Raw genomic sequence first — 15,598 nt, 5'->3', positions numbered from 1 at the left:
CGGAGCATCTTTTTGTTTCCTGTCATTGCCCGGCTCGACCGGGCAATCCAGGGGCCATCAAGAGCCGCTCTGACCGTCCCTGGATGCCACGGTCAAGCCGTGGCATGACAAGGAGAAGGAGGCTGTCGGGCCGGGTCCTGGCCAAAGGGATGAGCTGAAACGACCCCCGCGAAGTCGGGGATGTCGCTATGGTCCGAAATGCGCTTTCTTCGCCGGCACGAAACAGCTGCTTCACTTCGTGCCGTTGACCCGGCCGGTCGGGCGCTCTACCTCGCACTGGCATTACCTGGAGCGTCGCCCCCTTGGCCCCGACCCCGTCCCGACCGATCGACGACCGCGCCGCCGGCCGCTGGCTGAAGCGCCAGGCCGGACTGGCGCGTGGGCCGATCGTGCTGACCGCGGCGGCCGGCATCGCCCAGGGGCTGTGCGGCGTCGCCCAGGCCGGGCTGATCGCCTGGATCCTGCAGCGCGCGGTGATGGACGGCGCGGCCCTGTCCGGCCTGTGGCCGCTGTTCGCGGCCCTGCTGGCGGTGGCGCTGCTGCGCGCCGGCGCCGCCTGGGCGTCCGAGGCGCTGGGCGCGGTGGCGGCGACCGGGGTCAAGACCCGGCTGCGGCGGCAGATCCTCGACCGGCTGCACGCCCTCGGCCCGGCGTGGCGGGCGGAGCGGCAGACCGGCGACATCGCGGTCACCCTGATCGAGCGGGTCGAGGCGCTGGACGGCTATTACGCCCGCTTCCTGCCGCAGAGCCGGGTGGCGATGATCCTGCCGATCCTGATCCTGGTCGCCGTCTATCCGGTCGACTGGGTCTCCGGTGTCATCCTGACAATCGCCGGCCCCTTCGTGCCGCTGTTCATGGCGCTGATCGGCATGAAGGCGGCGGATGAAAGCCGCAAGCAGTTCCGCACCCTGGCGCGGATGAGCAGCTATTTCCTCGACCGGCTGCAGGGGCTGACCACGCTGCGGCTGTTCGGCCGGGCCGAGGCCGAGGTCGACAACATCGCCCAGGCGGCCGACGCCTTCCGCGATCGCACCATGCGGGTGCTGCGCATCGCCTTCCTGTCCTCGGCCAGCCTGGAGTTCTTCGCCTCGGTCGCGGTCGCCATCGTCGCCACCTATGTCGGCTTCGGCCTGATCGGGCGGATCGGCTGGGGCACCGCGCCGGAGCTGACGCTGTTCAGCGGCCTGTTCGTGCTGCTGATGGCGCCGGACTTCTTCCAGCCGCTGCGGCTGCTGGCCGCCTATTACCACGACCGGGTGGCGGCGATCGGCGCCGCCGAAGGCCTGGCCGAGATCCTCGACGGGGCGGACGAGGCCCCCACCGGCCGCGCGCCGATGCCGTCGGGCGAGCTGGAGATCGTGTTCGACGACGTCTCGGTCGCCTTCGACGGCGGCACCCGCAGCGCGGTCGAGGGCGTCAGCCTGCGCATCGCGCCCGGCGACCATGTCGCCCTGGTGGGCATGAGCGGCGCCGGCAAGTCGACCCTGCTGTCGCTGCTGCTCGGCTTCCGCATCCCGGACAGCGGCCGGGTCCTGGTCAACGGCATCGACCTCGCCGACATCGACCCGGAGGATCTGCGCCGCCACATCGCCTGGATCGGCCAGGCGCCGGTGCTGTTCCACGGCACGCTGCGCGACAACATCCGCCTCGGCCGGCCCGATGCCGACGATGCGGCGGTCGACCGCGCCGCGGCCGAGGCGCGGGTGACGGAGTTCGCGGCCGCCCTGCCCCACGGCCTGGACACCCCGGTCGGCGAGCGGGGCGTCGGCCTGTCCGGCGGCCAGGCCCAGCGCATCGCCTTGGCCCGCGCCTTCCTGAAGGACGCGCCGCTGGTGCTGCTGGACGAACCCACCGCGTCGCTCGACCGCGACACCGAGGCGGAGATCCTGGAGTCGATCCGCCGCCTCGCCCGCGGCCGCACCGCCATCGTGGCGACGCACAGCCCGGCGGCGATGGCGATCGCCGACCGCCGCATCCTGCTCGACCAGGGCCGCGTCCAGGCGGAGGCGGCATGATGGAGAAGCGCCCCCTCCGCGCCATCCTGCGCATGGCCCGGCCGCAGCGGCGGCAGATGGTGCTGGGCCTGGTCCTGGCCATCGTCACCGCCCTGGCCGGCATCGGCCTGCTGGTGCTGTCCGGCTGGTTCATCGCCGCCTCGGCCGTGGCCGGCGCCACCACCGCGACCGCCCTCGCCTTCAACTTCACCAGCCCGTCGGCCGGCATCCGCGGCTTCGCCGTGCTGCGCACCGGGTCGCGCTACGCCGAGCGGCTGGTGACGCATGACGCCACCTTCCGCTTCCTGGCGGGCTTGCGCGTCTGGCTGTTCCGCGCCGCCATCCCGCTGGCCCCGGCGCGGCTGGAGGAGCAGCGCGGCGGCGACCTCTTGAATCGCATGACCGCCGATGTCGACTCGCTCGACGCCATCTATCTGCGTGTCATCGTGCCCAGCATCGTCGCCGGCATCGCCGTGCTGCTGGTCGGCGGCGTGCTGCTGTGGCTGGCCCCGGCCGCCGCCGCGATCGTGGTGGTGCTGGCGCTGCTGGTCGGCATCGCCCTGCCGCTGGCGATGCGCCGGATCGGCGCCGCCCCCGGCCAGGCCATCGCCGCGGCCACCGCCCGGCTGCGCACCCGCATCGTCGAGGGCGTGCAGGGCCTGGCCGAGCTGAAGGTCTACCAGGCCGACGGCCGCCATGCCGAGGCGGTGCTGGGCGACAACGAGACGCTGATGGCGGCGCAGCGGCGCATGGCCCGGCTGTCCGGCATCTCGACCGCGCTGTCCGGCCTGGCCGGGCAGCTGGCGGCACTGGCGATCCTGGCGCTGGGCGTGGCCGGCGTCGCCGCCGGAGTGCTGCCGGGGCCAGCGGTGGCGCTGATGATGCTGGGCGCGCTGGCGCTGTTCGACGCGCTGGTGCCGCTGCCGCTGGCCTTCCAGAATCTCGGCCGCACCCGCGCCGCCGCGCGCCGGCTGCTCGACTTCGCGGCGCTGGAGCCGCTGGTGCGCGACCCGGCGACGCCTGCGGCCGCCCCCGTGGGCAACACCCTGGTCCTGTCGGATGTCGCCTACCGCTATCGTCCCGGCGACCGGCCGGCGCTGACCGGCATCGACCTGGTGCTGGCGGAGGGCCAGCGGGTCGCCGTGCTGGGTCCCAGCGGCAGCGGCAAGAGCACCCTGGCCGCCCTGATCCTGCGCTTCCGCGACCCCGATGCCGGCAGCATCACGCTCGGCGGCACCGACCTGCGCGCCTTGCCCCAGGCCGAGATCTGGCGCCGCGTCGCCTATCTCTCGCAGCGCAGCCAGATCTTCGCCGGCACCATCCGCGACAACCTGCTGATCGGCGCGCCCGAGGCCGACGACGCCACCCTGGCCGCGGCGGTCGAGGCGGCCGGGCTGGCCGGCTGGGTCGCCACCCTGCCGCGCGGCCTGGACACCTGGGTCGGCGAGGCCGGCATCCAGGCCTCCGGCGGCCAGGCCCGACGCATCGCCCTGGCCCGCTGCATCCTGAAGGACGCGCCGATCCTGGTGCTGGACGAGCCGACCGAAGGGCTGGACGGCGAGACCGAGGACCAGATCATCGATGCGCTGGACCGGCTGACGGCCGGCCGCACCACGCTGGTGATCACCCACCGGCCGGCGCTGCTGCGCCTGGCCGAGAGCGCGGTGCTGATGGCCGAAGGCCGCATCGCGGTGCAGGGCGTGCCGGCCGACGTCCTGGACGCAGCCCTGCCGGTGCGGGCGAAGCGCCATGTCGCGGTCTGACCGGCAGCCGGTCGGCGCTTTCGGCCCCGCGGTGCTGCGCCTGGTCCTGCAGGTCTTCGGCGCCCTGTGCGTCGTCGCCGGCATCATCGGCCTGTTCGTGCCGCTGTGGCCGACCACGATCTTCATGATCCTGGCGCTGTGGGCCTTCGCCCGGTCCTCGCCCCGGCTGCACAACTGGCTGCTGACCCATCGCCGCTTCGGGCCGCCGCTGCAGGCCTGGGAGCGGCACGGCGCAATCCCGCCGCTGGCCAAGCTGCTGGCCGTGATCGGCATCGGCACCAGCCTGGCGATCATCGTCCTGACGGTGCATTCGCGCTTGGCGATTGGCAGCGTCGCCGCCTTCTTCGCGATCCTGGTCCTCTATATCCTGACCCGGCCCAACTCGGTCTCGGGGAAGTGAAAAAAGGCTAACCGGATCATGGGCAAGCCATGACATGCTTGTCATTTCCGGATGGGTCACGGTCGGGGTAAAGTCCCAGTCATGCGAATTCTCGTGATCGAAGACGACACCCAGGCGGCGCACTACCTGACCAAGGGCCTGCGCGAGAGCGGCTTCGTGGTGGACCACGCCCCGGACGGGCCGCAAGGCCTGTTCCTGGCCACCAGCGAGACCTATGACGCCATGGTGGTGGACCGGATGCTGCCGGGCATGGACGGGCTGCTGATCGTCGAGACCATCCGGCGCAACGGCAACCAGACCCCGGTCCTGTTCCTCAGCGCCATGGGCCAGGTCGACGACCGGGTGCGCGGCCTGCGCGCCGGCGGCGACGACTACCTGACCAAGCCCTACGCCTTCACCGAGCTGCTGGCCCGGCTGGAGGCGCTGCTGCGCCGCGGCGCCGGCCCGGCGGCGGCGCAGACCGAGCTGCAGATCGGCGACCTGAAGATGGACCTGCTGTCGCGCGCGGTCACCCGCTCCGGCCGCAAGATCGACCTGCAGCAGCGCGAGTTCCAGATCCTGGAATACCTGATGCGCCACTCTGGCCAGGTGGTCACCCGCACCATGCTGCTGGAGAATGTCTGGAACTATCACTTCGATCCGCAGACCAACGTGATCGACGTCCATATCAGCCGGCTGCGGCAGAAGATCGACCGGGACTTCGACACCTCGCTGCTGCAGACCGTGCGCGGCGCCGGATATTGCCTCCGTGCATCTGATTAGGGTCCTCCGCAGCTCCACCTTCCGCTACGCGATGATCTACATGCTGGTGTTCGGGGTCTCCGTCGCCGGCGTGCTGGGCTTCGTCTACTGGCAGACGGTGCGGGTGATCGCCTCGCAGACCGACGACACCATCCAGGCCGAGATCACCGGCCTGGCCGAGCAGTACCGCCAGTTCGGGCTGCTGGGGCTGGTGCGCGTGATCCGCGAGCGCAGCCAGGCCGCCCCGGGACGGCGCGGCCTCTATCTGCTGGCCGACCGCAACTACAACCGGATCGAAGGCAACCTTTCGTCCTGGCCGCCGATCGCGCGCGGCGACCCCGACGTGGTCGACTTCCTGGTCGCCACCAATGTCGGCGAGGACACCAAGCCCCAGGTGGCGCGGGCCCGCACCTTCGCGCTTGCCGGCGGCTTCTACCTGCTGGTCGGGCGCGACATGACCGAGCGCACCGACTTCACCAAGCTGATGACCGACGCGCTGATCGGCGGCCTGATCCTGACCCTGGTGCTGGGCATCGCCGGCGGGGTGCTGATGAGCCGCAGCCTGCTGGCCCGCATTGAGGGCATCAACCGCAGCACCGAGGGCATCCTGCAGGGCGACCTGGCGCGGCGCATGCCGGTGCGCGGCAACCGCGACGAGTTCGACCGCCTGGCCACCAGCCTGAACGCCATGCTGGACCAGATCGACGGGCTGATGACCGGCATGCGCGGCGTCGCCGACAACATCGCGCACGACCTGCGCAGCCCGATCTCGCGCCTGCGCAGCCGGCTGGAGGTCACGCTGATGAGCGAGACCGACGCCGAGGGCTATCGCCGGGCGATGGAGGACACCATCCGCGAGGCCGACGGCATCCTCGCCACCTTCAACGCGCTGCTCGAGATCGCGCTGGCCGAGGCCGGGGCGGTGCGCGACCGCTTCAGCCCGATCGACCTCTCCGCCCTGGCCGCCGATGCCGGCGAGCTCTACGGCCCGGTGGCCGAGGAGAAGGGCCAGGTCCTGGCCGCCGAGATCGAGTCCGGCATAACCGTCCCCGGCAACAGCCACCTGCTGGCCCAGACCGTGGCCAACCTGCTGGACAACGCCATCAAGTACACGCCGCAGGACGGCCGCATCGCGCTGACCGTCCGGCGCGACGGCGACGGCGCGATCCTCAGCGTCGGCGACAACGGCCCCGGCATCCCGGAGGCGGCCCGCGCCCATGTGCTCGAGCGCTTCGTCCGGCTCGACGCCAGCCGCAGCGAGCCCGGGGCGGGGCTCGGCCTGTCGCTGGTCTCGGCGGTGGCGCGGCTGCACAAGGCGGCCCTGACGCTGGACGACGCCGCGCCGGGCCTGCGCATCACCCTGCGCTTCCCGCAGGTGGTGCCCGCCGCCAACGGCCGGATCGAGGCGCCCGCGGCGCCGCTGGCGGCCGAATCCGCCCGCCGCCTGGCCTGACCGGCCGGGTCCCGTCGCCGGCGGAGGGCCCGGAGCGTGGGAGCCTTGCGCCGCAACCCACGCGATGGCCTCATGATCCAGCACCGGGAGATCCATAGGGCGGGGAGCAGGAGATGCTGGGTCAGGCAGCCTTGGCTTTTGTCGGCGGCGAAGCTTTCAAGTCGATATCCGACATCACCATCAAACATTACGGCCCAACGGTGCTCAGCCGCCTCGACCGGATGATCAAGGACTGGAAGAAGGCCGACCACCCCAGCCTGAACGACGTCCGGCAGATCTGCGACCATCTGGAAAAATTTCTGATCAAGGACACGCCGGCGCGCGGCGTGGACATCTACAAGTTTCCGAAGCCGGCGAGGGGATCCGCCTTCACGAGAGACGACATGACTCCGGGCCAGATCGCGGACCTCTGGTTTCGCACGAACACCAAGATCTGGAAGGATTCGATTTCCCCGCTCGCCGAAAAATGGGGCGCACTGCTGGACAATGCGTCAATGCCGTATTTTCGCGGAACCGGGGATTGCGAACTGAACTATTCCCACAGGGCCCTGAAACCGTCCGACCGACACCCCATCTTCCGAAACATTCACCCGTTCATCATGATCTCCTCCATCAGGAGGGACAAACTTCGATCCGACCCGATCGAGGAGGTCATGGAGTTCTTCATCGACGGCTGGAAGATATTCTCGGATAGCGACTACACGGTGTTCCGACGGGGAACCGTGCTGAGGCTGGCCAACCAGGGCTTTGCCGAGGGGGTGTTCACGGTCACCAACAGGTCGGCGTTCTGGTCGGGCTCGGTCAGGCGCGAGGAAGTGCAGCTTTGGCGCTGCATCGTCGTGACCGGATACACCAACACCGTAAAGGCGATGAACATCGGGATTCCCATGACGCCCGACATCGGCCGGGACTACATCGGCCATGTCCAGGATTGGATGACCGAGTTCCGGGTCCTGTTGGACGAATGAGCCGGCTTGCGGCGTGAGGATCGGCAACCTGCCCGGATGCCCGCCTGCCCAAATTTCGGGCCCGGCGGGCAAAATCGCGCCATCCTCGCTGTCCTGACAGGATCCGGGCCCGGGATTCGCGCCCTGCGGGCGCTGGCACAAGGCTTGCTTCACATCTGAGCGTGCAGCGCGTCTAGGGTTCCGGTCGCTTCGGCGATGCTGGTCCGAGAGACGCACTTCGCGGCCGGCGACGGGCGCGGAGACACGGCGGGACAAAATCCCGGGAGGTCACTGCACGGGTTCGCCGCCGCGAACCGACCTCCCATGCGCGCGGCGAACCTCCTTGTGGCGAAACCGGCCGACGGCCGTTCAACCGAGGAGCTATCCGATGCTGCAGAGACTGGCCGCCGCCCTGTTCGCCCCCCTGCTGGCCATGGCCTTCATCCTGGCCGTGCCCGCCGCCGAGGCCGCGCCGAAGAAGAGCTTCGACATCGCCTGGACCATCTATGTCGGCTGGATGCCGTGGCCCTATGCGGCCGAGAGCGGCATCGTCAAGAAATGGGCCGACAAATACGGCATCACCATCAATGTCGTGCAGATCAACGACTACGTCGAATCGATCAACCAGTTCACCGCCGGCAAGTTCGACGGCGTGACCCTGACCAACATGGACGCGCTGACCATCCCGGCCGCCGGCGGGGTCGACACCACGGCGCTGATCGTCGGCGACTTCTCGAACGGCAATGACGGCATCGTCTCGAAGACCGCCAAATCCCTGGCCGGGCTGAAGGGCGAGAGCCTGAACCTGGTCGAGCTGTCGGTGTCGCACTACCTGCTGGCCCGGGCGCTGGACACCGCCGGGCTGTCGGAGCGGGACGTCAAGGTCGTCAACACCTCCGACGCCGACATCGTCGCCGCCTTCAAATCGCCGGATGTCGGCACCGTCGTCACCTGGAACCCACTGCTGGCCGAGGTGAAGGCCGAGCCGGGCGCGTCGCTGCTGTTCGACAGCAGCAAGGTGCCGGGCGAGATCATCGACCTGATGGGCGTGAACACGGCGACGCTGAAGGACAACCCGGATTTCGGCAAGGCGCTGGTCGGCATCTGGTACGAGACCCTGGCGCTGGTCACCGACCCCGGCCCCCAGGGCCAGGCGGCGCGCGAGGCGATGGCGAAGCAGTCCGGCACCGACCGCGTCGGCTTCGAGGCCCAGCTGGCCGCCACCCGGCTGTTCGCCGACCCGAAGGACGCCGTCGCCTTCAGCGAGAGCCAGGAGCTGGTGCGAACCATGGACCTGGTGCGCGGCTTCTCCTTCGACCACGGTCTGCTCGGCGAGGGCGCCCGGGACAAGGACGCGGTCGGCATCGCCTTCGCCAAGGGCGCGACCCTGGGCGATGCCGGTAACCTGAAGCTGCGCTTCGACCCCTCCTTCATGGCGCTGGCGGCCGACGGCAAGCTCTGACCGGCGCCCGGAGCCGCCGCCATGCGCCGCGCCATGAACATCGCGCCGGGCCGCGGGACGCGCCTGCTGCTGGCCCTGCTGCCCTTCCTGCTGATCGTCTGCGTCTACGCCTTGGGTTCGGCCGACCGCCGCGCCGCCAACCCGGACGACAAGCTGCTGCCGCCCTTCGCCGAGATGGCGGACACGGCGGGGCGGCTGGCGACCGAACCCGACCGTCGCACCGGCGAGATCACCCTGCTGGCCGACACCGCCGCGAGCCTGCAGCGCCTGGCCGTCGGGCTCGCCGTCGCCACCCTGATCGGCCTGGTGCTGGGCATCGCCCTGGGCATCCTGCCCACGGTCGACGCCACCTTCGGCCCGCTGGTCGGGGTGCTGTCGATGATCCCGCCGATGGCGCTGCTGCCGATCCTGTTCATCGTGTTCGGCCTGGGCGAGCTGTCGAAGGTGGTGCTGATCGTCATCGGCATCACCCCGTTCCTGGTGCGCGACCTGGCGATGACGGTCGGCGCCATCCCGGGCGAGCAGCTGGTCAAGGCCCAGACGCTCGGCGCCTCGACCTGGCAGACCGTGCTGCGGGTGGTGCTGCCGCAGGTCCTGCCGCGGCTGATCGAAGGGCTGCGCCTGTCGCTCGGCCCGGCCTTCCTATTCCTGATCTCGTCCGAGGCGATCGCCGCCGATGCCGGGCTCGGCTACCGCATCTTCCTGGTGCGCCGCTACCTCGCCATGGACGTGATCCTGCCCTATGTCGCCTGGATCACCCTGATCGCCTTCGCGATGGACCTGGCGCTGTCCCGCCTCGCCCGCGGCGCCTTCGCCTGGGCCTATGACGGGGCGCGGCGGCGATGAGCGCCATCACCGTCCGCGACGTCTGGGTCGAGTATGGCGACCAGATCGTGCTCGAGGCGCTCAACCTCGACATCGCCTCGGGATCCTTCGTCACCGTGGTCGGGCCGTCCGGCTGCGGCAAGAGCACCTTCCTGCGCATGGTGCTGGGCCAGGAGCGGCCGACCCGTGGCCGGCTGCTGCTCGACGGCGCGCCGCTGCCGGCCGAGCCGGGGCCGGACCGCGGCATCGTGTTCCAGCGCTATTCCGTGTTCCCGCATCTGACCGTGCTGGGCAATGTGCTGGCCGGCTTCGAATTCGCCGCCAGCCCGCTGCTGGGGACCCTGTTCGGCGCGGCCCGCCGCCGCGCGGTCGCGGCCAGCGACGAGCTGATCGCGGCGGTCGGCCTGGCCGCCCATCGCGACAAGTATCCCAGCGCCCTGTCCGGCGGCATGCAGCAGCGGCTGGCGATCGCCCAGGCGCTGGCCAAGAACCCCAAGGTGCTGCTGCTGGACGAACCCTTCGGCGCGCTCGACCCCGGCACCCGCGCCCAGATGCACGACCTGCTGAAGCCGCTGTGGCGGCAGCACGGCATGACCGTGATCATGGTCACCCACGACCTGAAGGAGGCGTTCGGCCTGGGCACAAGGCTGATCGCCTTCGACAAGCTGCGCCACGACCCGCAGGCGCCCGGCCGCTACGGCGCGCGCCTGACCTACGACCTCGACCTGCCCCGCAACCGGCCGGCGCCCGCGACGCCCGTGCCGACCACCGGCCGGGGCGCCGACATCCCTCTCCTGATCAGCCAAGGAGCGATCCCATGACCCGCCATCTGTCGCGGCGCGGCCGCCGCCATGCCGGTGCAGCGCCGACGCCGCCCCGCGTCCGGTTCCACCATCCGGACTTCACCGCCCGCGACATGCAGGGCTGGAAGGCGCTCGACGCCGAGGGTCGGCTGCCGGCGGACGGCTGGCGGCGCGAGCAGCAATGGGCGCTGGACATGGGCCTGGCCGGTTCGGACAGCCTGACCGACAAGACCATCCCGACCTTCGCCCGGGGCGAGCTGCCGCATTTCGCCGGCATCAACACCTTCCTCAAGGCGCCCTATGTCGAGAATGTTCGTGATGTCGGCAAATACGACGCGGCGGTGCTGGGCATCCCGTTCGATTCCGGCACCACCTACCGCCCCGGCACCCGCTTCGGCCCGCAGGGCATCCGCCGCATCTCGGCGCTGTACACCCCCTACAACTACGAGCTCGGCGTCGACCTGCGCGAGCAGATGACCCTGTGCGATGCCGGCGACGTCTTCACCATCCCGGCCAACCTCGAGAAGAGCTTCGACCAGATCACCCGCGGCGTCAGCCATGTCGCCTCCTCCGGCGCGCTGCCGATCATGCTGGGCGGCGACCATTCGATCGGGTTCCCGTGCGTCCGCGGCATCGCCGACGTCACCTCCAAGCGCATCGGCATCATCCATTTCGACCGCCACATCGACATCCAGGAGAAGGACCTGGATGAACGGATGCACACCACGCCCTGGTTCTGGGCGACCAACCTGCCGAACGTGCCGGCGACCAACCTGGTCCAGCTCGGCATCGGCGGCTGGCAGGTGCCGCGGGCCGGCGTGGCCGAGGCGCGCAAGCGCAACACCAACGTCCTGACCATTGCCGACATCGAGCGGCTGGGGCTGGAGAAGACGGCGGAGATCGCGCTGGAGCTGGCCTGGAAGGACGCCGACGCGGTCTATGTCTCCTTCGACGTCGATTCGATCGATTGCGGCTTCGTGCCCGGCACCGGCTGGCCCGAGCCGGGCGGCTTCCTGCCGCGCGAGGCGCTGAAGATCCTCGGCCTGGTCACCGCGCCCGGCATCTGCGGGCTGGAGGTGGTCGAGGTCTCGCCGCCCTACGACACCTCGGACATCACCGCCCTGTTCGGCGTGCGCGTGGTGGTCGAGGCGCTGGGATCGATGGTCGCGAACGGCACGCTGGGCAAGCACCGCGCCATCATCGACAAGCCCGTGAGCTTCTGAGATGCACGGGCCCCATCACCACCACGACCACCCGCATCACCACGACCACGATCACCCGCATGACCATGGGCATGGGCATCACCATCATCCGGCCGGGCCCGGCCACAACGGCCCGGCCGGACGCGCGGTGCAGTGGCAGACGCCGCATCGCCCGGGCGAACCCGACCCCGCCCCGGCCCCGCGCCCGGCCGACCTCGACCTGGTCGAGGCCGCCTTCGTCGAAGGCTTCGCCCGGGCGCCGGACGCCACCAGCTTCCTGCGCCTCGCCGGCATCGCCTTTGTCGGCGAGGACGCGGCCGGGCGGCGGCTGCACCTGCTGCGGGTCGAGGCCGAGGATGTGGTCGATGTCGGCTCGGTCGCGCCGCTGCTCGGCGGCGGGGGCATGCGCTACGACCCGCTGCCGGCCCAGCTGACCTCGCGCCGCCGCCGCCTCGGCTTCGTCTATCAGGACGGGCCGGAGACCCGGCGCCTGGGCTTCGCCGAGGCCCGGGCCCTGCGCGACCGCAGCGACGCCTCGACGCTCGACCTGACCGGGGGAGATCCGTGATGCCGCTGCCCAGATCCTGGCTGTCCGGGCTGAAGGCCCTGCGAAGCCTGGTCTATCGCCTGCTCAAGGTTCGGGCCGAGCGATTCTAGCCTTTGACCGCGCCCGCCGACAGGCCTTCGACCAGGAAGCGCTGGAGGTAGACGAAGCCGAGCGCGATCGGCACCACCGCGAGCACCGAGGCGGCCATCAGCCCGCCCCAGTCGGTCAGGTGCGAGCCCTTGAAGATCATGATGCCCGGCGTCAGGGTGCGCCGCGCGTCGCTGTTGATCAGCACATAGCCGAACATGAACTCGTTCCAGGCGGTGACAAAGGCGAAGACGCTGGTGGCGAAGATGCCGGGCGCCGAGATCGGCAGCAGGATCCTGAGGATGAAGCCGGTGCGGCTGCAGCCGTCGATCTCCGATGCGTCCTCCAGCTCGCGCGGGATGGCGTCGAAGAAGCCCTTCAACATGAAGGTGCAGAGCGGGATGGTGAAGCTGCAGTAGACGATGATCAGCGCCGCATAGGTGCTGAGCAGCCCGAGCCGCTGCATCAGGATGTACAGCGGTACCAGCAGCAGCACGCCCGGGATCATCTGCGACAGCAGCAGGGCGCCGCCGACCAGGCGCGACAGCGGCAGCCGGCCCCAGCGGCTGAGGGCGTAGCTGCAGAACACCGAGATGGCGATGGTCAGGACGGTGGTGCTGCCGGCGACGATCAGGCTGTTGCGGAAATAGGTCAGGAACGCGCTGTCCAGCAGCACCCGCGTGAAGTTCGACAGGGTCGGGCTGGCGATCCAGAAGCTGGGGTCGGCGCTGCGCACCTCCGCCACCGGCTTCAGCGCGGTGTCGATCATCCACAGGAAGGGGAACAGGCTGTAGGCGGCGAAGACGATCAGCGTGCCATAGGTCAGCACGCTGCGCAGCGAGTGCTGGGAGGACCCGACGACCATGGCTACGCCGCCCGGCGGCGTGCGACGCCGTAGTAATAGACGAAGAACAGGCAGGCCATGAACGCCATCGAAAGGCTGGCCAGGGCGCAGGCGGCGCCGACGTCGAAATCCTGCATCGCGTAGCGGTAGATCATGATCGGCAGCGTTTCCGACGCGTTCAGCGGCCCGCCTTCGGTCATCACCCAGATGAAGTCGAAATTGATCGCGGTCCAGATGATGTGGATGAAGATCAGGGTCAGCGACACAGTGCGCAGATGCGGCAGGGTGATCACCCGGAAGCGCCGCCACGCCCCGGCCCCGTCCACCGCCGCGGCCTCGTGCAGCTCGCGCGGGATCGCCTGCAGCGCGGCCAGCAGGCTGATGGTGTAGAAGGGATAGCTGCGCCAGATGTTGACGAAGGTCACGGTCAGCAGCGCGGTGTCGATCTGCCCGAGCCAGGGATAGGGCCGGTCGAGCAGGCCGAGATCCACCATCCAGACGTTGAGGATCCCGTAATCCGGCGTCAGCATCCAGGTCCAGTTCAGCCCCGCGACGGCGATCGGGATCACCCAGGGGATGATGATCACGCCGCGGAAGATCGCGCGGAACCGCACCGGCTGTGCCAATGCCACGGCGGAGGCGAGGCCGAGCGCGTATTCGCCCGCCACCGACAGCCCGGTCCAGATCGCGGTGTTTCCCAGGGCCGGCAGGAAGTCGCCGTCCTCCCAGACGGTCCGGTAGTTGTCCCAGCCGGCGAAGCCGGTGACCGACGGATTGACCAGGTTGACGATGTGCAGGCTGTCCCACAGCACCCGCAGCAGCGGATTGGCGATCAGAATCAGGAACAGGATCCCGGCCGGCGCCAGGAACTTCAGCGCCGTGCGCCGGACCTGGCCGGCGCGGGTCGGGCGGTGGCCAGAGGCCCGGATGGCGAGGACTGGCCCCTGAACTGCGGCATCGGCCTTCATGCCCCGATATCCTCCCGCGGCGGTGATACATCGCATCTAGTTTTCACTGTCATTGCCGGGCTTGACCCGGCAATCCAGAGGATGTCGACAGTCTCCGGATGCCCGGATCAAGTCCACCGGAGCCCGATTGAGGCGAAACACAGATCATAGAGAATATCAGTAGGACGCTGCGTTCCCTCACTTGTCATGCCACGGCTTGACCGTGGCATCCAGGGGCGGCCAGAACAGCTCTTGGTGGCCCCTGGATTGCCCGGTCAAGCCGGGCAATGACAGTAAGAGTTGAAGCCCGCCCTATGACGAACTCAGCTCGCCCGACTGGCGCAGGGCCTTGTTGACCTGCTTGCCGAGCCAGGCCGCGACCGCGGCGGGATCCTCCTGCTTCAGCAGCACCCGGCCGATCGATTCCTCCATCGCCCGGGTGATCTGGCCCAGCGCCACCGGCGGGAACACCACGCCGCTGGGCGCCAGCGAGGCGAAGCCCTGGCCCCACAGGTCGGTGCTGACCACATCCTTGCGCACCGAGGTCGTCGGCCGCCCCGCCGCCTGATAGTCCCGGCCCGCCATGAAGGACGCGAATTCCCAGACTTCCTTCGGATGCTGCGTGCTCTTGAACAGGTAGAAGGGGTTGATCTCGAAGAAGGTCGCCGGCCTGGCCTTGTAGGGCGGCGGCGCCACCTTCACATCGGCCATGGTCTCCGGGTTCTGCTGGGCGCGCGACTGCATCCAGGCGCCGTCCACCACCATGGCGTATTTGCCGAGGGCGAAGTTGCTGTCCTCCTCCTCCCAGCCCCAGCCCGCCGCTTCCGGCGCGATCGCGCCCTCGTCCAGCAGGCGGCGGTAGAAGGCGAAGACCTCGGTCGCCCGCGCCAGCTCCGCCGGGTCGTCGGCCCAGCTGTTCTTGTAGCCGCCATCGGGCTGGCGCCGCGCGACCGCGACGTCGTTCTGGGCGAGGTACATGATCAGCTCCTGCGGCGCCCGCACCCCGGTGCCGGCAATGCCGAAGCCGTACTGACCGGTCGCCGCCTTGATCTTGACGGCGGCGGCGATCAGTTCGTCCCAGGTCTTCGGCGGCTCGACGATGCCGGCCTTCTGCAGGACAGCGTCATGCACCAGCAGCGCCCGGATGCCGAGATAATGCGGCATCGCCATCAGCTTGCCGTCGATGGTCAGGCCGTCCAGCACATTGGGGTAGATCGCCGCCCGGTCCGGCCAGTCGGCGGCATAGGGCGTGACGTCGAGCAGCGCGCCCATGCGCGACAGCTCGCCGAACCATTCCGGCAGGCCCCAGCTGATGTCGGGCGCGTCGCCGCCGGCCACCGCGGTTACCAGCTTGTCGTGCAGCGCCCCGAAGGCGATGGTCTGGGTCTCGATCCGGATGTCCGGATGCGCCTGTTCGAAGGCGGCGATCTGGCCCTGCATCGCCTGGGCGTCGGGCTGGTTCAGGTCCCAGGCCGCCCAGAACTGCAGGGTGACCGGCTCGGCCGCGGCCGGCAGGATCGGTGCGAGCAGCAGCCCGCCCAGCAGCAGCCCGATCTTCAGAATCCTCATGATGCCCTCCCCTC

At 69.8% G+C, this 15,598-nt stretch carries 14 protein-coding genes and 1 riboswitch; of the genes, 11 read left to right on the top strand and 3 right to left on the bottom strand.

Annotation, left to right across the window (positions count from 1 at the left end; all coding sequences use genetic code 11):
• Positions 1–302: 302 nt before the first annotated feature.
• The 11 genes from cydD to E9232_RS18405 all read left to right on the top strand — a co-directional run bounded on the left by cydD (position 303) and on the right by E9232_RS18405 (position 12,158).
• Entirely contained in the window at positions 303–2,015 is a 1,713-nt protein-coding gene (cydD, locus tag E9232_RS18455) for a thiol reductant ABC exporter subunit CydD (RefSeq protein ID WP_309796177.1), read from the top strand.
• The gene (gene cydC, locus E9232_RS18450; protein WP_309796175.1) at positions 2,015–3,757 is read left to right on the top strand and encodes a thiol reductant ABC exporter subunit CydC; all 1,743 of its coding nucleotides are present in this window, start codon (positions 2,015–2,017) and stop codon (positions 3,755–3,757) included. Before cydD ends, cydC begins: the two co-directional genes overlap by 1 nt.
• Positions 3,744–4,157, top strand: a complete 414-nt coding sequence (locus tag E9232_RS18445) for a YbaN family protein (RefSeq protein WP_309796174.1) — start codon at positions 3,744–3,746, stop codon at positions 4,155–4,157. Before cydC ends, E9232_RS18445 begins: the two co-directional genes overlap by 14 nt.
• An 81-nt stretch (positions 4,158–4,238) precedes the next feature.
• On the top strand, positions 4,239–4,919 hold the full coding sequence (locus E9232_RS18440) for a winged helix-turn-helix domain-containing protein (RefSeq protein WP_309796172.1): 681 nt from the start codon (positions 4,239–4,241) through the stop codon (positions 4,917–4,919).
• Positions 4,906–6,351, top strand: a complete 1,446-nt coding sequence (locus E9232_RS18435) for a sensor histidine kinase (RefSeq protein WP_309796170.1) — start codon at positions 4,906–4,908, stop codon at positions 6,349–6,351. Before E9232_RS18440 ends, E9232_RS18435 begins: the two co-directional genes overlap by 14 nt.
• Positions 6,352–6,464: 113 nt before the next feature.
• A complete protein-coding gene (locus E9232_RS18430; protein ID WP_309796168.1) occupies positions 6,465–7,319 on the top strand; it encodes a hypothetical protein in 855 nt (284 codons plus the stop codon).
• A gap of 161 nt (positions 7,320–7,480) precedes the next feature.
• A riboswitch (guanidine-I (ykkC/yxkD leader) is annotated at positions 7,481–7,587 on the top strand.
• A gap of 99 nt (positions 7,588–7,686) precedes the next feature.
• Positions 7,687–8,760 (top strand): putative urea ABC transporter substrate-binding protein, encoded by a 1,074-nt coding sequence (locus E9232_RS18425; protein WP_309796166.1) that lies wholly within the window; start codon positions 7,687–7,689, stop codon positions 8,758–8,760.
• Between the two features lie 21 nt (positions 8,761–8,781).
• Entirely contained in the window at positions 8,782–9,606 is an 825-nt protein-coding gene (locus E9232_RS18420) for an ABC transporter permease (protein ID WP_309796165.1), read from the top strand.
• Positions 9,603–10,406 (top strand): ABC transporter ATP-binding protein, encoded by an 804-nt coding sequence (locus E9232_RS18415; protein ID WP_309796163.1) that lies wholly within the window; start codon positions 9,603–9,605, stop codon positions 10,404–10,406. Before E9232_RS18420 ends, E9232_RS18415 begins: the two co-directional genes overlap by 4 nt.
• On the top strand, positions 10,403–11,611 hold the full coding sequence (locus E9232_RS18410) for an agmatinase family protein (RefSeq protein ID WP_309796161.1): 1,209 nt from the start codon (positions 10,403–10,405) through the stop codon (positions 11,609–11,611). The genes E9232_RS18415 and E9232_RS18410 overlap by 4 nt, the downstream gene beginning before the upstream one ends.
• A gap of 1 nt (position 11,612) precedes the next feature.
• Positions 11,613–12,158, top strand: a complete 546-nt coding sequence (locus E9232_RS18405; RefSeq protein WP_309796160.1) for a hypothetical protein — start codon at positions 11,613–11,615, stop codon at positions 12,156–12,158.
• Positions 12,159–12,243: 85 nt separating this feature from the next.
• On the opposite strand, the gene E9232_RS18400 is transcribed toward E9232_RS18405, so the two are convergent.
• From E9232_RS18400 to E9232_RS18390, 3 genes are all read right to left on the bottom strand, one after another.
• A complete protein-coding gene (locus tag E9232_RS18400; protein ID WP_309796159.1) occupies positions 12,244–13,089 on the bottom strand; it encodes a carbohydrate ABC transporter permease in 846 nt (281 codons plus the stop codon).
• Between the two features lie 2 nt (positions 13,090–13,091).
• A complete protein-coding gene (locus E9232_RS18395) occupies positions 13,092–14,036 on the bottom strand; it encodes a carbohydrate ABC transporter permease (RefSeq protein WP_309796157.1) in 945 nt (314 codons plus the stop codon).
• 291 nt (positions 14,037–14,327) lie between these two features.
• On the bottom strand, positions 14,328–15,584 hold the full coding sequence (locus tag E9232_RS18390; protein ID WP_309796156.1) for an ABC transporter substrate-binding protein: 1,257 nt from the start codon (positions 15,582–15,584) through the stop codon (positions 14,328–14,330).
• Positions 15,585–15,598 lie beyond the last annotated feature (14 nt).

Origin of the sequence: Inquilinus ginsengisoli (assembly GCF_031453975.1) — a bacterium.
In the GTDB taxonomy this organism is placed as follows: Bacteria; Pseudomonadota; Alphaproteobacteria; order DSM-16000; family Inquilinaceae; genus Inquilinus; species Inquilinus ginsengisoli_A.
The sequence above is the reverse complement of the archived record's forward strand: the minus strand, read 5'-3'. Positions and strand labels throughout refer to the sequence as shown.

Coding starts and splice junctions, on each gene's coding strand:
- cydC (WP_309796175.1), top strand. CDS start 2,015: ATGGAGAAGCGCCCCCTCCGCGCCATCCTGCGCATGGCCCGGCCGCAG.
- E9232_RS18445 (WP_309796174.1), top strand. CDS start 3,744: ATGTCGCGGTCTGACCGGCAGCCGGTCGGCGCTTTCGGCCCCGCGGTG.
- E9232_RS18440 (WP_309796172.1), top strand. CDS start 4,239: ATGCGAATTCTCGTGATCGAAGACGACACCCAGGCGGCGCACTACCTG.
- E9232_RS18430 (WP_309796168.1), top strand. CDS start 6,465: ATGCTGGGTCAGGCAGCCTTGGCTTTTGTCGGCGGCGAAGCTTTCAAG.
- E9232_RS18425 (WP_309796166.1), top strand. CDS start 7,687: ATGCTGCAGAGACTGGCCGCCGCCCTGTTCGCCCCCCTGCTGGCCATG.
- E9232_RS18420 (WP_309796165.1), top strand. CDS start 8,782: ATGCGCCGCGCCATGAACATCGCGCCGGGCCGCGGGACGCGCCTGCTG.
- E9232_RS18415 (WP_309796163.1), top strand. CDS start 9,603: ATGAGCGCCATCACCGTCCGCGACGTCTGGGTCGAGTATGGCGACCAG.
- E9232_RS18410 (WP_309796161.1), top strand. CDS start 10,403: ATGACCCGCCATCTGTCGCGGCGCGGCCGCCGCCATGCCGGTGCAGCG.
- E9232_RS18405 (WP_309796160.1), top strand. CDS start 11,613: ATGCACGGGCCCCATCACCACCACGACCACCCGCATCACCACGACCAC.
- E9232_RS18400 (WP_309796159.1), bottom strand. CDS start 13,089: ATGGTCGTCGGGTCCTCCCAGCACTCGCTGCGCAGCGTGCTGACCTAT.
- E9232_RS18395 (WP_309796157.1), bottom strand. CDS start 14,036: ATGAAGGCCGATGCCGCAGTTCAGGGGCCAGTCCTCGCCATCCGGGCC.
- E9232_RS18390 (WP_309796156.1), bottom strand. CDS start 15,584: ATGAGGATTCTGAAGATCGGGCTGCTGCTGGGCGGGCTGCTGCTCGCA.